At 72.4% G+C, this 16500-nt stretch carries 13 protein-coding genes and 1 pseudogene; 8 read left to right on the top strand and 6 right to left on the bottom strand.

The genetic code is table 11. From position 1 onward, the window contains the following. Positions 1-7: 7 nt before the first annotated feature. Genes I0C86_RS16365 through I0C86_RS16350 form a run of 4 tightly spaced genes read right to left on the bottom strand, consistent with a single transcriptional unit; the run spans position 8 to position 3896 of the window. Complete coding sequence (locus I0C86_RS16365; RefSeq protein ID WP_196202094.1) at positions 8-781, bottom strand: ABC transporter ATP-binding protein; 774 nt, start codon at positions 779-781, stop codon at positions 8-10. Then, the gene (locus tag I0C86_RS16360; RefSeq protein WP_196202093.1) at positions 778-1845 is read right to left on the bottom strand and encodes a FecCD family ABC transporter permease; all 1068 of its coding nucleotides are present in this window, start codon (positions 1843-1845) and stop codon (positions 778-780) included. Before I0C86_RS16360 ends, I0C86_RS16365 begins: the two co-directional genes overlap by 4 nt. Positions 1846-1849: 4 nt before the next feature. Beyond that, on the bottom strand, positions 1850-2902 hold the full coding sequence (locus I0C86_RS16355; RefSeq protein ID WP_196202092.1) for a FecCD family ABC transporter permease: 1053 nt from the start codon (positions 2900-2902) through the stop codon (positions 1850-1852). Beyond that, positions 2889-3896, bottom strand: a complete 1008-nt coding sequence (locus I0C86_RS16350) for an ABC transporter substrate-binding protein (protein WP_196202091.1) — start codon at positions 3894-3896, stop codon at positions 2889-2891. Before I0C86_RS16350 ends, I0C86_RS16355 begins: the two co-directional genes overlap by 14 nt. A 235-nt stretch (positions 3897-4131) precedes the next feature. On the opposite strand from I0C86_RS16350, the gene I0C86_RS16345 reads away from it, so the two are divergent. Together I0C86_RS16345 and I0C86_RS16340 are read left to right on the top strand one after the other, a co-directional pair. Beyond that, positions 4132-5466 (top strand): SWIM zinc finger family protein, encoded by a 1335-nt coding sequence (locus I0C86_RS16345; protein WP_196202090.1) that lies wholly within the window; start codon positions 4132-4134, stop codon positions 5464-5466. Continuing rightward, positions 5463-8018, top strand: coding sequence for a DUF6493 family protein (locus tag I0C86_RS16340; protein WP_196202089.1), 2556 nt, complete (start codon positions 5463-5465; stop codon positions 8016-8018). The genes I0C86_RS16345 and I0C86_RS16340 overlap by 4 nt, the downstream gene beginning before the upstream one ends. A 39-nt stretch (positions 8019-8057) precedes the next feature. Here the strand turns inward: I0C86_RS16340 and I0C86_RS16335 are convergent, their stop codons facing one another. Further along, a complete protein-coding gene (locus I0C86_RS16335) occupies positions 8058-10187 on the bottom strand; it encodes an AfsR/SARP family transcriptional regulator (protein WP_196202088.1) in 2130 nt (709 codons plus the stop codon). A 425-nt stretch (positions 10188-10612) separates the two neighbouring features. Between I0C86_RS16335 and I0C86_RS16330 the strand changes: the two genes are divergently transcribed. From I0C86_RS16330 to I0C86_RS16315, 4 genes are all read left to right on the top strand, one after another. Further along, positions 10613-10792 (top strand): hypothetical protein, encoded by a 180-nt coding sequence (locus I0C86_RS16330; protein ID WP_196202087.1) that lies wholly within the window; start codon positions 10613-10615, stop codon positions 10790-10792. Positions 10793-10871: 79 nt separating this feature from the next. Next, a complete protein-coding gene (locus I0C86_RS16325) occupies positions 10872-11408 on the top strand; it encodes a TlpA family protein disulfide reductase (protein WP_196202086.1) in 537 nt (178 codons plus the stop codon). Between the two features lie 14 nt (positions 11409-11422). Then, a complete protein-coding gene (locus tag I0C86_RS16320; RefSeq protein WP_323373672.1) occupies positions 11423-13324 on the top strand; it encodes an ABC transporter ATP-binding protein in 1902 nt (633 codons plus the stop codon). A gap of 1 nt (position 13325) precedes the next feature. Continuing rightward, complete coding sequence (locus I0C86_RS16315) at positions 13326-13868, top strand: S26 family signal peptidase (RefSeq protein ID WP_196202085.1); 543 nt, start codon at positions 13326-13328, stop codon at positions 13866-13868. Between the two features lie 83 nt (positions 13869-13951). Here the strand turns inward: I0C86_RS16315 and I0C86_RS16310 are convergent, their stop codons facing one another. Beyond that, positions 13952-14830, bottom strand: coding sequence for an AfsR/SARP family transcriptional regulator (locus I0C86_RS16310; protein ID WP_196202084.1), 879 nt, complete (start codon positions 14828-14830; stop codon positions 13952-13954). A gap of 198 nt (positions 14831-15028) precedes the next feature. On the opposite strand from I0C86_RS16310, the gene I0C86_RS16305 reads away from it, so the two are divergent. Both I0C86_RS16305 and I0C86_RS16300 read left to right on the top strand, forming a co-directional pair. Continuing rightward, positions 15029-16099: a Gfo/Idh/MocA family oxidoreductase gene (locus I0C86_RS16305; protein WP_230394258.1), complete on the top strand. Its 1071-nt coding sequence runs from the start codon at positions 15029-15031 to the stop codon at positions 16097-16099. A 217-nt stretch (positions 16100-16316) separates the two neighbouring features. Further along, positions 16317-16500, top strand: a pseudogene (locus I0C86_RS16300) (VWA domain-containing protein); the annotation flags it as partial.

The raw sequence follows: 16500 nt of genomic DNA, 5'->3' as shown, positions 1-16500 counted from the left end.
AGAACGGTCAGACGGGCACCACCATCGGAGTGCCGGCGACGGGATCGGGTACGACGAGGCAGTCGAGCCCGAAGACCTTCTGGACCAGTTCGGCGCTGACCACGTCGGCCGGGGTGCCTTCGGCCACGATCGCGCCGTCCGACATCGCGATGATGTGGTCGCAGAAGCGGCAGGCGAGGTTGAGATCGTGCAGGACGACGACGATGGTCTTGCCGGACTGGGCGTTCAACGTGCGGAGCAGCCGCAGCAGTTCGACCTGGTGGTTGATGTCCAGGTAGGTGGTGGGCTCGTCGAGCAGCAGCAGGTCGGTTTCCTGGGCCAGGGCCATGGCGACCCAGACACGCTGGCGTTGGCCACCGGACAGGTCCCGGATCGGACGGTCGATCAGGTCCGTGGTGCCGGTGGCGTCGAGTGCCCGGGTGACCGCGTCGTGGTCGCGGTCGGTCCAGCGCCGGAACCAGCCCTGGTGCGGGTAGCGGCCGCGCGAGACGAGGTCGGCGACGGTGATGCCGTCCGGCGCGACCGGGGTCTGCGGAAGCAGCCCGAGCACCTTCGCCACGTCGGCGGTACGCATGTCGGCGACGGCCCGGCCGTCGAGGTAGACGGCGCCGTCGCGGGCCGGCAGCAACCGGGCCAGGCCGCGCAGCAGGGTGGACTTGCCGCAGGCGTTGGCACCGACGATCGCGGTGATCCGGCCGTCGAGCACCGTGACGTCGAGGTTGGCGACAACGGTCCGGTCGTCGTATCCGAGGGTCAGTCCCTCGGCGCGCAGTCGGGTCATCCGCCCGCTCCTTGCCGGTTGGTGGTGGCCAGCAGCCACAGCAGATACGGAGCACCGACCGCGCCGGTCACCACGCCGGTGGGCAGCGGCGTGGGCATCAGGTGCACGGCGACGAGGTCGGCGGTGAGCAACAGTGCGGCGCCGACCAGCGCGGCGGGGACGATCCCACCGGTGGCCGGGCCGAGCAGGCGGTTGGCGATCGGCCCCGCGACGAGGGCCACGAAGACGATGGGGCCGGCCACCGCGACCGCCAGGGCGACCAGCACGACGGCGGTGGCGAGCAGGCCGGCTCGGCTCAGGTCGGGCCGGGTACCCAGGGTCCGGGCCGCGTCGTCGCCGAGTTCGAGGGCCCGCAGCGGCCGCTGGAGCAGCACCGCGACGGGCAGCAGGACGAGCAGGGCAGCGCAGAGCAGCCGTAGTTCGTCGCCGCTGGCCTGCCCGACGGAGCCGGTCAGCCAGTGCATCGCCTGGCGGGCCTCGAAGAGCCGGGCCCGGCTGAGCACGTAGCCGACAAGACCGTCGAAGAAGACCGACGCACCGATGCCGATGAGGATGAACCGGTAGCCGGTGACGCCGTCGCGCCAGGCCAGCACGTACATGAGCAGGCCGGCGACGACCGCGCCGCCGAGGGCGAGCCCGCTGACGACGAGTCCACCGGCCTGGAGCAGGACGATTCCGGTGACTGCGGCGAACCCGGCGCCGGAGGTGATGCCGACGAAGTCCGGCGAGGCGAGCGGGTTGCGCAGCAGTTGTTGGAAGATCGTCCCGGAGGCGCCGAGCGCGAGGCCGACCGTCAGCGCGGTGGCGGCGGTGGGCAGTCGTAGGCCGCGGACGACGAAGTCGACGCTGGGGTTGTCGGACAGGTGCAGCACCGATGCCACGACCTCGCCGGCGCCGATCCGGAAGCTGCCCACCATCATGGTGAGGACGAAGAGCGCGGCCACCGCCACGGTCAGGGCACAGGTCACCAGGACGGAACGGGCGCGGCGACGCCGCCGGTTGCCGCGCAGTGCCGACGCCGCGGTGCCGGTCGGGGCGGTGGCCGGATGCGTTGTCGCGGTCATCGGCTCACACCTCCGAGAGCCGGCTGTAGCGCACGATCGCCACGAACGCGGGCGCACCGATCACGCCGAGCACCACGCCGACCTGCAACTCGTCGGGGGCGGCCGCGACCCGGCCCAGCACGTCGGCGAGGAGCAGCACGATCGGCGCCAGCACCATGGAGTAGGGCAGGATCCACCGGTAGTCGGGGCCGCAGAGCAGCCGGGCCAGGTGCGGCACGACCAGACCGACGAAGATGATCGGTCCGCAGGCGGCGGTGGCCGCGCCGGCGAGCAGGGCGACCACGGCGAAGGCGGCCGCGCGGGTCCGGGTGACGTGCTGGCCGAGGCCGCGGGCGGTGTCCTCGCCGAGCGCGAGGCCGTTGAGGGCACGCCCGAATCCGAGGGACGCGGCCAGGCCGAGCAGCAGGAACGGCGCGACCCCGGTCAGGACCGGGGTGTACCGGCCGGCGAGCGATCCGACCTGCCAGAAACGCAGCTCGTTGAGCGCGTCCACGTTCGTCATCACGATTCCGGTGGTCACCGAGACGAGACCGGCGGTGACCGCCGCTCCGGCCAGGGCCAGCTTGACCGGGGTGGCGCCCTCCCGGCCCAGCGACGCGATCGCGTACACCAGGGCCAGCGCGGCGATCGCTCCCGCGAAGGCGAACCAGATGTAGACGCCGACGCCGCGTACGCCGAGCACGGTGACGGCGACGACGACGAAGGCCGCGGCGCCGGAGTTGATGCCCATGAACCCGGCGTCGGCGAGCGGGTTGCGGGTGACGCCCTGCAGGATCGCCCCGGCGACGCCGAGCGCGGCGCCGACCAGGATGCCGAGCAGGGTACGGGGTACCCGCAGCTCCAGCGTGACCGTACTGGTGATCGACCCGTCGGTGTCCAGGTTTCCGAGCGCGCGCAGTACCTCGGACAGGCCGATGGAACGGGAGCCCATCGTGATGCTCAGGAACGCGACGACGGCGAGGAGCACGCCGAGCGCGGCGAGCCCGGGGCCGAGTGCGATGGCCCGGCGCCCGCCGCGCGCCGGGGTGCGCGTCGCGTACCGGCTAGTTGCCGACATTCGGATCCGCGGCCTTGACCGCCTCGGTCAGTTTGTTCAGTTCGATGGCGAAGTCGCCGTACGTGTGCAGCCAGAACGCCGGCCAGGAGACGGCGGCGCCGGCCTTGGCAGCCTTGATCTTGAACCAGGTCGGCTGCTTCCCGCCCCACTCGGCGTTGGCCGTCGGGGTGAAGGAGCGGCCGTCCCACAGGATCAGGTCCGGCTGGTACTTGTCCGCGTTCTCCCAGCTGAGGTTCTCCCAGTACGGGAAGCCGGGGTCGGGGCTGCCCGGGTTGATCACCTTCAGCCCCCAGCTCTGCAGGTCCAGCAGTTCGGGCGCGTACTCGGGGTTGGCCACGTACATCTTGTCGTCGGCGGGGGACATCGCCGCGACCGTCAGACCGGGCTTGCCCGCGGTCGCGGCCTTGAAGGCGGTGACCGCCTCCTCGAAGCGCGTCTTGTTCGCCGCGATCTCCGGCTTGTCCACGTCGGCGCCGAGGCTCTCGGCGAGGTCCTCGTACCCCTCGGCCAGCGCGACGATCGACTTACCCTGGGTGACTCCGGCGACCGGGGCCAGTTCGGCGAGTTTCTTGCTCTGCGCGTCGACGCCTTCCTCCATGCCGCTGTGCGCCTTCTCCGCCGGCCACCAGTCGCCGACGATGAGGTCCGGTCGCAGGGCGGCGGCCTTCTCGACGTTGATCTTTCCCCACTCCTCGCCGAGGATCTCGATCCCGGTCAGGTCGAGGTTGCGCAGGTTGGGGTCGGTCTTGACCGGCTCGTCGGAGTAGATGCCGACCGGCTTGATGCCGAAGGACATCAGGGCTGCCGCCTCACCCGCGTGCGCGATGATCCTGGTGGGAATTTTGTCCGCCTTGACCACCTGGCCGGACCCGTCGGTGAAGGACCAGGGTCCATCGGCGGCGGCGGGAGTCTCGCCGGTGTCGGAGCGGCCGCCGCAGCCGGCGAGCACGACGCTCAACGCGGTCACGGCGAGGATCGGACGCCATGCGCGCATGGTGAGGATTCCGTTCTCTCGGTTCGACCGAGCCGCAGCGGCTCGGAGTTAGGTTAGGCTAACCAGCGTTCTTCCCGTTGGCTAGCCCGCATGATCTGCTTCACCCGAAGGTCGCGGTCCCGGTGAGCTGCCCGGACAGGCTGACCCGACCTCCTCGGACAACCACCGACGCGGCGGTCGCCGGGCAGAACTGCCCCGACGGCGATGTCGGTCGGTGCACGTACCATCCGCAGCCGTGAACGCCGTTGCGACGTACCGGTATCTCGGTTCCTCCGTGCTGCGCCCCGACGGGCTCGCCCTACAGACCAGCGGCGGGCCGGTGCCGAATCCCCGGTTCTTCTCCGGGTTCCTCACCACACCCCGGGCGGCCGCGACCGGTCTGCTCGCCGTCGCCGAGGTCGCCCGCACCCGCTACCACCGCCCGGTCGCCCCGGCCAGCCTGGACCCGGTGGTGACCGGCAGTCGCGACCGGCTGCGCTTCGAGTCCTTCTCCGGCTGCTGCGGCGTCTACGCCCGGCTCGACGCGCTGCCCGCCGGCATCGACGGCGACATCGTCGCGCACGGCACCACCAACGTCGACGTCAATCCGCCGCTGCGGGCGGCGCTCGCCCGGGTCGGCGGGATCGATCCGCTGCACCTGTCGGTCGGACCCGACGACCTCACCGTCTCCACCATGGACGGTACCGTCGTGGAGAGGAAGGTCCCGCTGCCGGCCCGCTGGCTGCGGGGCTTCGCCGAGGTCCACGTGCTCGCGGCGGACTTCGCGCCCCGGGCCGAGACATCCGCGGTCGAAGCCGGCGCGTTCCTGCGCCGACTGCCCGGCGCCGGCGACCGGTCGGTGCTCTGGGCGGTGCCGGCCGGCCGGTCGCTGCGGCTGACCGCCCGACCGGTACCGGGCGCCGTCTGCCTGACCGGCACCGACCGCCTGGCCACGCTGCGCGGGATGCTGCGCTACGCGAAGACCCTCCGGGTGTACGGGCCGACCGTCACCACCGGCTCCCCACCGTTGCCGAGCACCTGGGAACTGGACACCGGAGAGCTGCGGTTGTCGCTCACGCTCTCCCCGGAACCGTACCGGGGCTTCTCCGGCGAGGGGGCCAGCCTGACCGCGCTGGCCGGAGACGACGTGACCGACGACGCCGACCTGATCGGCGTGCTGCTGTCCTGGGATCCGACCATCGAGGTCGACGCGCTCTCGACCGCGGCGGGGATCGGCGCCGACCGGGTCCGCGCCGCGCTCGCACAGCTCGGCACGGCCGGCCGGGTCGGCTTCGACGTCGCGCAGGGGGCGTACTTCCACCGTGTCCTGCCGTACGACGCCGGGCGGGCCGAGCGGGACAACCCACGGCTGGTCGGCGCGCGGGTGCTGGTCGAGGCGCACGCGGTGGAGCGCGACGGTGCCAACGCGACGGTACGCAGCGGCGACCAGGTCTACCGGGTACGCGGCCATCCCGACGGCCGGTACAGCTGCTCGTGTCCCTGGTGGGCGAAGCAGCAGGGACAGCGGGGGCCGTGCAAGCACGCACTCGCGCTGTCGATGGTGGACGGCTCCCGGCAGGCTCGGGCGTGACCACCCTGTTCGACCTGATCACGAACGGTTCGGTCGTCGAGGCCGGGGCGCTGCTGACGGGTCTCGACGAGCAGCGCCGCCGGCAGCTCGGCACCGAGCTGCTGGCGTACGTCCGGCGGCGCCGGGACAACTGGTGGGGCGGTGCCGAGGGGACGGCCCTGGCGGTTTCCGCCGTCGGCTGCCTGCCCAGCGCCGCGAAGGCGGCCGACCTGCTCGGCCGCCGGTCGGTGCGGCTGGACGAGAACGCCGGGCCGCCGGTCGTCGACGCGGCCCGGGACCGGGGTGTCGACTGGCTGCCCGACCTCGCCCGCCGGCTGGCGGACCGGCTCGTCCGGACCGACTTCGACGGCAACTGGTCGTTCGTCGCCCACCTGCTCGTCGCGGAGAAGGCACCGCCGCCGACCGGGGACATGTTCGTCGAGGGCTGGCTCGACTCGCTGACCTGGCCGACGGAGCGGCTGCGGCCGTATCCGCTGATCGACCGGCTGCGCGCCGACCCGTTCCTCGACGCGTTGCTGCCCCGACTCTTCGAGGTCGACGGCATCGGCACCCGGATGGCGTTCCAGGACCGCAAGACCCGGGAGTCACTCGCGTTACCGCACGCGCTGATCCGGCTGGCAGCGCAGGGGCGCCTGGACCGGGCGGCACTGCTGCACGGCTGCATCGACCGACTGCTGCGTGGTGACCGTCCGGTGGCGTTGCGGCCGTTCGTCGTCCTGCACGACCTGCTCACGCCGACCCCGGGCGAGCGGGCCGACCGGTGCGCCGACTACCTGCGGCTGCTCGCCGACGCGCCCGGCCCGGTGGCGTCGATGGCGCAGAAGGCCTTGCGTGGGATGGCCGACGTCGAGTTCGAGGCGGTACTGGACGCCTCCCGGGCCGTGCTGGTCCGGCCGGAGAAGGCACTGGTACGTGGCCAGCTCGGCTGGCTGGACCAGCTTGCCCGGCAGCGGCGGGACCGGGCGCCCGAGGTCGCCGCCGTTCTCGCGGCGATGGGCGACCATCCCGCCGTGGAACTCCGGGACCGGGCCGCCGCACTGGCCGCGAAGCACGGTGCCGCGCCGGCCGCCGTCACCGTCGTGGTGCACGCGGGCGACGACCTGCCGGCACCGCCGCCACCGGCACCGGCACCGCCGCCGATCACCGACCCGGACGAGCTGGCCGAGGAGGTCGCCACCCTGCTCAGCACCCGGATCACGGCGCTCGGGCTGGAGCGGATCCTCGACGGGGTGGTCCGGCTTGCCGGCACTGACCACCCCCGGCTGACCCGGGCGTTGACGCCGGTGCTGGACCGGCACCCGCAGCAGGTCGAGGAGCACCGCTGGGATCCGTCCTGCCTGCACGGTGAGCTCGGCCGCCTGTTGCGGGCCGACCTCCAACCGACCGGGACCAGCGTCGGTCAAGGCTGGTGGAACGGTCTGCTCGGTGCCGCCCGACGGTCCCAGGCGTACGATCCCCGGGTCGCACCCGCCCACCGGCTGCTCCGGGTCCGGTTGGCGGAGATCGGTACGCAGCTCGGCCCGACCCGGTCCGTCGGCCTGCTCGCGGCGCCCACCCAGGCGTCCGGCGTCCTCGACCCGTCCGTGCTGCACGATCGACTGGCCGCCCTGGGCGACGAGGTGCCGTGGCCCTGGGACCTGACCCAGGCGCTGCTGCGACTGCCGCCCGTCGTCGACGACGCGTTGGCGGACCGCGCCGCCGCACTCGGTACGCCGGGCGGTGGCCGGCTCGCCGCCTGGCTGCGCTCCGGCGGGCTACCCCGGCCGCAGTCCCAGGTCGTCACGGTGCGGTTCCAACGGAGCACCTCCTACTACTTCGGAGACCCCCGCCTGTCCGCCGAACGGGTGCAGGTCGAGCTCAGCCCGCCGGAGGCACCGCCTTCCGGGCGCGGCCCCGACGCCGAGCGGTTCGACGATCCGCTCGGGCTGCTGAATGGTCGGGTGGTGCGGTTCCCCCACCATTGCGCCGGCTGGTCGCTGCTCTGGCCGGCGGTGTTGCCCGGCTACCGGGAACTTGTCGCGGCGTACGCGCTGACCGACGTCAGCAGCGCCGCAGACCTGGGCGTCCAGGGTGCCGCGGGCGTTCTGCCGCTGATCGCCGAGTGCACCGGACCGGGCGGCGTGGCCCTCGACCTCGCCCTGGCCTACGGACTCGGTGCCCGGCACCGGTCCGACCGGGCCGCCGCCGTCGACGCCCTGCTGCTGCTCGCCGCCGCCGGTGACCTCGACCCGGGAGCCGTCGGCCGGCAGGTCGGCGAACTCGGCGCGGGAGGCATGCTCACGCTGACCCGGTGCGTCGAGCCGCTCCGGGACGTGGCGATGGCGGGCGCCCGGCTCAGCGTCTGGCGGCTGCTCGCCGCCGCGTTGCCGGCGTTGCTGGCCGCGCCGAAGCCACCACGCGGCACTCCGGACCTGCTCACCCTGGCGGCGGAGACGGCGACCGCGACCGGCGTGTGGATCGAGGTGCCCCGGCTGGCCGAGGTCGCCGCCCGAGGTGGAGCCAGCCGGCTGGTGGCCGAGGCGCGTCGTCTCAGCACCGCGCTCGACCGCTGACCGGCCGGTCGGGCCTCGGACCAGACCTGCCGGATGCCGTCATGTCCATCGACGTCGTACCGCGCCGGCAACTTCGGACGCGTCGAAGGGCGTACCCGTGGACGGGTCCGGGACGCAGGCAGGAGGGCCGTGTGCCACCTCGGCCCTGCCGGCGACCGGGTCAGGTCGTGGCGGCCCCGTGCGGGACCGCGCCCGATCGGGCGGGTCCCAGCCCGGCGCGATCGTCCAGGCGAACTGCCAGGACCGGGCCGCCGCGTGGGCGGTGCGCAGGTAGTGGTCGAGCACCCGGCGGATGGCCTCCGCCCGCTCGGCCTCGGGTTCCAGTTCGCGGGCCAGTTCGGCGCTGTAGGCGCGGAGCAGGTCATGGCAGCCGTACCGGCCCGGGGTGCGTTCGACGAGCAGGTTCGCCCGGCTCAGTTCGGCCAGCGACGGGCGTACCTCCTCGACCGGAACACCGAGCAGGCTGGCCGCGGCCGAGGTGCCGATGTTGGGTCCAGGATGGAGCCCGAGCAGCCGGAACAGGCGTGCCGCCGGAGGACTGAGGGTCTGGTACGACCACGAGAAGACGGCCCGGACGTCGGTTCCCGTGTCCCCGTCGGCGAATCCGGCGAGTCTGCTGTCGGTCGACCGCAGCTCCCGGGCCAGCGCCCGCAGCGGAAAGGTGGGATTGGCAGCGGTCCGGGCGGCCGCGACGGCCAGCGCCAGGGGCAGCCGGGCGCAGTGCGAGATGAGTTCGTCCACCGCCGCGGGTTCGGCTGCTACCCGGTCGGCGCCGATCCGGCGGATCAGGAGCTGCCGGGCCTCGGCGGCCGGCGGCAGGTCCAGCAGAAGCGGACGGGCACCCGCCGTGGCCACCAGTCCCGACAGCCGGTTACGGCTGGTCACGATCACCGCGCAGCCGGGGGAGCCGGGCAGTAGTGGGTGGACCTGCTCGGCGTCCGCGGCGTTGTCCAGCATGATCAGCATCCGTCGGCCGGTGAGCAGGCTCCGGTAGAGCGCGGCCTGCTCGACCAGCTCCGCCGGAATCCGCTGGGGTGGCACCCCGAGCGCGGTCAGGAATCCCCGGAGCGCCCGGGCCGGCTCCAGCACCGAGCCGGTCGGTTCGAAACCGCGCAGGTCGACGTGGAGTTGCCCGTCGGGGAACCGGTCGGCCTGCCGGTGCGCCCAGTGCACGGCAAGCGTCGTCTTGCCCACTCCGGCGGTTCCAGAGACCACCGCGATCAGTACTCCGGTCGGTTCGTCCCGCCCCGGCAGCAGGGCGGCGTCGAGCTGGTCGAGTTCCGGATCCCGACCGACGAAGACGGACAGTTTCGGCGGCAGTTGTGCCGGCACGCCCAGCGGTCTCGGCGGAACTCCGTCGTACGTGGCCGCCCGGTTTCCGGCCGGCGGCGCCGACGGGTCGTTGCCGTTGCCGTTGCCGTTGCCGTTGCCGTTGCTGTTGCCGTCGCGGTCGGTGTCGGTGTCGGTTCCGACCGGGCACGGGTCCAGGACGGGGTCGGCGCGCAGAATCGCCCGGGCCAGCGCGCCGAGCCGGTGGCCCGGATCCAGGCCCAGCGCCTCCGCGAGCCGCTCCCGCGTCCGGTGGTACGTCTGGAGCGCGTCCTGCCGCCGGCCCGCCCGATAGAGCGCAATCATCAGATGGCCGGCCAGCGTCTCGTCCAGTGGATCCCGCTCGACCAGTTCGGTCAGCTCGCCGAGCAGTTCCTCGTGACCGCCCAGCGCGAGGTCCGTCTCGATCCGGAGCAGCATCGCGGACCTGCGCAGCCGATCCAGTCCAGCGCAGACCCGCTCCCGCAGTGGTGTCGCGGCATCGGCCAGCGGCGTACCGCGCCACAGGCCGAGCGCCTCGCGCAGTAGCCGTGACCGCTCGACACCAACGGCGGTCCGGGCCTGTTCGACCAGCCGGACGAACCGGTGCGCGTCGACGGCCGCCACGTCGATCTCGAGCGCGTATCCGTCGCCGCGCCGGACCAGCGCGTCGCCGCACCCGTCCGCGCCGGAGTTGAGCGCCGTACGCAGCCGGGACACGTACGTGCTCAGCACCGCCGTGGCGGTGGCCGGTGGCTCCCCGTGCCACAGCAGGTCGACCAGCCGGGGGATCGGTACCGGCCGACTCGCCTCCAACAGCAGGAGTCCCAGTAGGCAGCGTTCCTGACGTCGGCCCACCACGACCGGCAGTCCATGGTGTTCAACCTCTATCGGACCCAGTATTCGAAATTCCATTGTCGAACCCCCCGTCGATCCTCATGTATTTGGCAGACATATTTCGTGTACGGCGCCGTCCTAGGGTGGATGGAGCGGATTCTCGAAAGGAGGTGAGTCATGATCCGTACGATCGTGGACCTGGGCGACCGTATGATCGCCCGGTTGGTTCCCCAGTCGCGCGCCGCCGCCCGCTACTGCGGAAACTCCGGCTGGTGCGGTTCCGGCAACCGCAGGTGCTGCTGCAACAGCCCGCCGCCCGCGACCTGCTACTGCAGCGGATCCAGCGCATCCTGTTCCTGACAACCTGGAGCGCTTCCCGGTCTGGCGGAATGCGAAGGAAAGCGCACGTCAGGAATCGGGAAGTGTCGTGAGCGGAAAGAAGACCGAAGATGATGAATTGGATCGGATCGTTGGGGGACCGGGTGCTCACCCGGTTCGTCCCGCAGGCGAAAGCAGGGGCACTGCCCTGCTGGACCGAGCAGTGTTACTCGGGCAGCAGCAGGATCTGTCGGAGTTGCTGCGCCACCTGGCAGGGCGTGGTGTGCCAGGCCTGCCAGTACTGCGGCTGACCGGCAGCCCGTTGGCGCGGGTCCGTTCCCGGCGGCCTGTCGGGGACGTACCCGTCCGTTCCGTTAGGAGATCCATGTGATGCCCTTCCTTCTCGCGCTCGTCCTGTTCGTCGGGGCGCTGTGCGTGCTCGACCTAGTGTTGACAATTGGGGTGATCCGAAGGTTGCGTGAACACTCGGACCTGATTGCCCGGGCAGCGGTCGGCGGAGCCGAGGTGATGCGTCCGGCCGGCGCCCGGGCCGACGCGTTCGAGGCGACCACCACCGACGGTGAACTGGTCTCCCGGAGCACCCTCGTCGGATCCACCCTGGTCGGGGTCTTCTCGCCCGGCTGCGGCGCCTGTGCGGAGCGGCTCCCCGGATTCGTCAGCCGGGCCGGGGAGTTTCCCGGCGGGCGCGACCGGGTGCTGGCGGTAGTGGTGACGGACGAGAGCCCGACCGAGGAATTCGCGGCGCTCCGTCCGGTGGCCAGGGTCGTGCTCGAAACGCGGAACGGGCCGGTGAGCGCGGCGCTGGGCGTACACGGCTTCCCCGCCTTCGCCGTGCTGGACGACGCGGGCCTGGTGCTGGGCAGCGGTACCGAACTGGATCAGCTGAAGCTTCCTGTCGGGGCGTGAGCCGGGTGTCCACGGTGGTCGATGAACCGGACCAGGCTATGCGGGTCGGCACCGGTCTGCTGGGTGCGCTGGCCCTGGCCTGGCGTGCCGGCTGGCACACGCTGGTCGGTCAGGCCGGACTCGCGTTGCTCGGCTCGGTGCTGCCGGTCGCGTTGGCCTGGCTGACCAAACTGGCGCTGGACGGGGTGGCCCGGCCGGCGCCGTTCCGGGACCTTCTTCCGATCGGTCTCGGCCTGGCGGCGGTCGGGGTCGGTGCCGGCCTGGTGCCGCACCTCGAGCGGTACGCCCGACAGGACATGCAACGCCGGACCGGACTTCTGGCCCAGGACCGGCTCTTCGCCGCGGCCGAGGGCTTCGTCGGCCTGGCCCGGTTCGAGGCACCCGCCTTCCTCGACCGGCTGCGGCTGGCCCATCAAGCCGGCGGGATCGCACCGGGCGCCGTCGTCGCCGGCGCGCTCGGGGTGGGCCGTGGCCTGGTCACCGTGCTGGGATTCCTGGGCGCCCTGTTCCTGATCAGCCCGTGGCTCGCGGTCGCGGTGGTGGCTGCCGCCGCACCCGCGCTCGCCGCCGAGCTGGCGCTGTCGCGGCGCTGGGCGGCCCTGCTCTGGCGGATCGGGCCGGTCCAGCGTCGGGAGTCGTTCTACCAGCAACTCCTGACCAGCGTGCAGGCGGCCAAGGAGCTCCGGCTGTTCGGTGTCGGCCGCTACCTGCGCGAGCGGATGGCCACGGAGCGACGTACCGCGAACGCGGAGCACCGCACCATGGACCGGCGGGAGCTGAGGTACCAGTCGGGACTCGGACTGCTGGCCGCCGTCACCAGCGGAGTGGCCCTGCTGTGGGCGCTCCACGCGGCGGCCCGGGGAAGCATCACGGCCGGCGACGTGGCGCTGCTGGTCGCCGCCGTGGCCGGAGTGCAGGCGGGCACCACGGGCCTGGTCACCGAGATCTCCACGGCACACCAGCAGCTACTGCTCTTCGGGCACTACCGCGCCGTGCTGGCGAGCGGACCCGACCTGCCGACACCGGCCGACACCTCGACGGCCGGAACGCACCGACCGGCGCCGCTGCGCGTGGGTATCGAGTTCCGGGACGTGTGGTTCCGCTATTCGCCCGACCATCCGTGGACCCTTCGCGGGCTCGACCTGACCATTCCGTACGGCCGGTCGGTCGCGCTGCTGGGACGCAACGGCGCGGGCAAGAGCACGGTGGTCAAACTGCTGTGCCGCCTCTACGACCCGGATCGCGGTGCGGTGCTCTGGGACGGTGTCGACCTGCGCGACCTGGACCCGGCCGAGCTGCGTCGGCGGATCGGCGCCGTCTTCCAGGACTTCATGGAGTACGACCTCAGCGCGGCGGACAACATCGGTCTCGGCGATCTCGACGCGCTCGGCGACGAGTCCCGGATTTCCGCTGCCGCCCGTCGTGCCGGTGTGCACGACACCATCACCAACCTGCCGCGCGGCTACCAGACCCTGCTGTCCCGGCTGTTCCCGGACGACCATGCCGAGTCCGAGGACGGCGCCACGTCCGACGAGACCGCTGCCTCCGGAGGTGGGGTGGGCGTTCCGCTCTCCGGCGGGCAGTGGCAACGGCTCGCCCTGGCCCGTGCGTACCTGCGCGGCGAGCGGGACCTGCTGATCCTGGACGAGCCGAGCGCCGGCCTGGACGCCGAGGCCGAGTACGACATCCACGTGGGGCTTCGGCAGTTCCGCGCCGGACGTACCAGTCTGCTCGTCTCGCACCGGCTCGGGGCGGTCCGGGACGCGGACCTGTTGGTCGTGCTCGACGGCGGGCGGGTCGTCGAACAGGGCGACCACGCGACACTGCTTCGCGCGGACGGCCGGTACGCGCAGATGTTCCAGCTACAGGCCCAGGGTTACCTGACGGACTCCCCGCACAGTGTGGGGGTGCGCTGAGATGGCCTGGCCGGCTGGCCCGGACTGGCCGATCGAGCTGGGCCGGTGGCTCGGCGACGGCAGCGCCCCGGTCTGGGTGACCGCCGCCGCCGGTGTGCTGCTGGGGCTCTGCGGGCTGGCCATCTCGGGCTGGATCCTGCGCCGGCATCTCGCCCTGCTGGAGGTGTACGGGCCGAGCATGACGCCGACGTTGGTCCCGGGCGACCGGGTGCTGGTACGGCGGATCTCCGCTCGACGGGTCCGGGCGGGTGACATCGTCGTGATCGAGCGGTCCGGGTTCGACGGTCGATGGGCGCTTCCGCCGCTGTCCGGCCGACTCCAGGAGCGGGACTGGGTGATCAAGCGCGCCGCGGCCGTACCGGGCGACTCGGTGCCGGCGGTGGTGGCGCCGGTACTCGGCGTCCCGGCCGGAACACCGGTCCCCGAGGGGAACCTGGTCGTCCTCGGGGACAACCCGGCCCGGAGTACGGACTCCCGGAGCTGGGGTTACCTTCCCGCGAACCGCCTGCTCGGGGTGGTACGCCGACGACTGCCCCGGGGATGAGTCCGGTCTCCGATCGCGTCCGTTCCGGAGCGGCTCCGGTCCTGGTTCGCCCGGTGCGGTCGGGTGCGCCCGGCCGTCGGCGCTCAGCCGTGCCGCACGGGGCGCTCGGGCCTGTGACAGTGCTCGCAGTGCGGGCCCACCGACGCGGCCCAGTTCAGCCAGGTCGACGACGGCCCGAGCCGCGGGTCGCGGTTGAGGATGGCCCGGTGCAGGCCGACCAGCTGCGGTCCGGGCTCGATCCCGAGCTGGTCGCGCAGCGCCGACCGGGCCCGCCCGTACATGGCCAGTGCCGTCGCCAGATCGCCCCGGCGGTAGAGCGCCAGCATCAGCTGCCCCCAGAGGGTTTCCCGGGTCGGGTACATCCGGATGAGGCGCCGCAGCTCGTCGACGAGTTCGTCACCATCGCCGAGGGCCAGGCGCGCCCGCAGATGAGACTCGACCGCGAGTTGACGCATCTCGTCGAGGGCGCTCAGCCGCGCGGTCAGGGCCAGCGTTCGAGGCACGTCGCCGGCCGCGTCACCGCGCCACAGTGCCAGGGCGGCGGCCAACTGCGTCCCGGCCCGGACCGGATCGTTCTCGGCGAGCGCGGTGCGCCCCAGGCGGAGCCGCTCGGTGAACACCAGCAGGTCCAGTTCGTCCGGCCGGACCCGCAGCAGGTATCCGCCGCCGCTGGTCGCGAGCCGGCCCCGCTCGGCTCCGGGGGAGCCGCCCAGCGCCATACGGAGCCGGGTCGCGTAGGTCCGCAGGTTGGCGATGGCGGAGGCCGGTGGGGGGCCGTCCCAGAGCAGTTCGGTGAGTACGTCGAGCGAGACCGGCCGGTTGGGTTCGAGCAGCAGGGCGGTGAGCAGCGTTCGCGGCCGAACTCCGTTCAGCCGTACCACCTGACCGTCCCGCCAGACCCGTACCGGACCGAGTATCGCGAAGCGTAGCTGTGGGCTGTCGGCATCCGGTGGTGGTGACATGCGCCCAGGGTGCGGCCCGACGGTTTCCGTTCTCCTTCCATCGGCGTTCCACGCCGCCCGAGGCGCCGGATGGCCGGGGTGCGGTGCCGGATGGCCGGGTGAGGGGCCGGACGGGCCGGGTGCGGTACCGAGTGGGAAGCGTCACCCCGGTGCCGGGAAGCGCCGCGTCGGACCGGCCGGAGAGCTTAAATGGGCGCCATGGGCCATGCCTCTTCCGCCGAACTCCGCGTCGGCATTCTCGGGTACGGCATCGGTGGGCAGCGCTTCCACGCCCCGCTGGTGGATGCCACGCCCGGCCTCTCCGTCGCGACGATCGTCACCGGCGACCCGGAACGTGCCCGGCGGGCCCGAGCCGGTTACCCGCAGGCGCGGGTCGTGCCGACCGCCGACGAGCTGTTCGACCAGGTCGACTCGCTCGACCTGGTGGTGGTCAGTACCCCCAACCGGACCCACGTGCCGCTGGCACTGCGGGCCGTCGAGTCGGGTACGCCGGTGGTCGTGGACAAGCCGTTCGCGCCCACCTCGGCCGAGGCCGAGCAGGTGGTCCGGGCCGCCGAGCAGGCGGGCGTCGGGCTGACGGTGTTCCAGAACCGCCGGCTCGACTCGGACTTCCTGACCGTGCGTAAGGTGCTCGCCTCCGGCCGGCTGGGCAGCGTGTTCCGGTTCGAGTCCCGCTACGACCGCTGGGTGCCGAAGCCGAAGGAGAACTGGCGTGAGTTCGGCGATCCTGCCGAGGCCGGCGGCCTGCTGTACGACCTCGGCGCGCACATCGTCGATCAGGCGCTCCAGTTGTTCGGCCCGGTGACCGAGGTCTATGCGGAGCTGGACCGGCGACGTGCCGGAGTGGCGGTCGACGACGACAGCTTCGTCGCACTGCGGCACGCCGACGGGGTGCGTTCGCACCTGTGGGCCTCGGCGCTGGCCGGTACCCGCAACCCCCGCTTCCGGGTCCTCGGCGACCAGGCCACTTTCACGAAGTACGGGCTCGATGTGCAGGAGCCACAGGTGATTTCCGGAATGCGTCCCGGCGCTCCGGGTTGGGGTGTCGAGCCAGAATCCGACGCCGGCCTGCTCGGTGTCAACGACCAGCTCGAGCGGATCCCCACCGAACGGGGCCGCTACGAGCAGTTCTATGCCGAGGTACGCGATGCGCTGCGTGGCGACGGCGATTTCCCGGTCGATCCGGCCGGTGCGGTGCTGACGCTTCGGGTCATCGAGGCGGCCCGCACCGCAGCCGCCGAGCGGCGGGTCGTCACCCTGCCGGCCTGAACCCCGTCGCCGGTGATTTCGCTACTATCTGCCGCCCAGTGGCGACGTGAGGTAGCGAAACTCTGCGAATGCTCGCTTTTCTGGGGTTTCGACCGGACATGGCTGGCCACAACGGGTTTCGGTGTCCAGTATTGAGCCCGTGTCGGGCCGCCATCGCATACGTAGACGTTTCCGTGGGGCAGGCGCCACCGCCGTTGCGGTGGCGGTTGTTGCCGTCGTGTCCGGGGTTTCCCTCGGCTACCAGCAGTTGGCCGGGACGGGTTGCACGGGTCAGGCGAAACTCACGGTGGCCGCCGCCCCGGAGATCGTCCCCGCCCTGCGATCGGCCGCCGCGTCCGGGGTCGAGCAGGGTGGCACGCTCGGCGGTGTCTGTGTGACGGTATCCGTCACCGCGGTCGACC

Origin of the sequence: Plantactinospora alkalitolerans (assembly GCF_015690345.1) — a bacterium.
Lineage (GTDB): Bacteria > Actinomycetota > Actinomycetes > Mycobacteriales > Micromonosporaceae > Plantactinospora > Plantactinospora alkalitolerans.
This window is presented reverse-complemented; position numbering and strand designations above follow the sequence as displayed.

Excerpts from the sequence above, each read along its gene's own strand:
- I0C86_RS16315 (WP_196202085.1), top strand. The coding sequence starts at position 13,326 with ATGGCCTGGCCGGCTGGCCCGGACTGGCCGATCGAGCTGGGCCGGTGG.
- I0C86_RS16305 (WP_230394258.1), top strand. The coding sequence starts at position 15,029 with ATGGGCCATGCCTCTTCCGCCGAACTCCGCGTCGGCATTCTCGGGTAC.
- I0C86_RS16365 (WP_196202094.1), bottom strand. The coding sequence starts at position 781 with ATGACCCGACTGCGCGCCGAGGGACTGACCCTCGGATACGACGACCGG.
- I0C86_RS16360 (WP_196202093.1), bottom strand. The coding sequence starts at position 1,845 with ATGACCGCGACAACGCATCCGGCCACCGCCCCGACCGGCACCGCGGCG.
- I0C86_RS16330 (WP_196202087.1), top strand. The coding sequence starts at position 10,613 with ATGATGAATTGGATCGGATCGTTGGGGGACCGGGTGCTCACCCGGTTC.
- I0C86_RS16310 (WP_196202084.1), bottom strand. The coding sequence starts at position 14,830 with ATGTCACCACCACCGGATGCCGACAGCCCACAGCTACGCTTCGCGATA.
- I0C86_RS16325 (WP_196202086.1), top strand. The coding sequence starts at position 10,872 with ATGCCCTTCCTTCTCGCGCTCGTCCTGTTCGTCGGGGCGCTGTGCGTG.
- I0C86_RS16350 (WP_196202091.1), bottom strand. The coding sequence starts at position 3,896 with ATGCGCGCATGGCGTCCGATCCTCGCCGTGACCGCGTTGAGCGTCGTG.
- I0C86_RS16355 (WP_196202092.1), bottom strand. The coding sequence starts at position 2,902 with ATGTCGGCAACTAGCCGGTACGCGACGCGCACCCCGGCGCGCGGCGGG.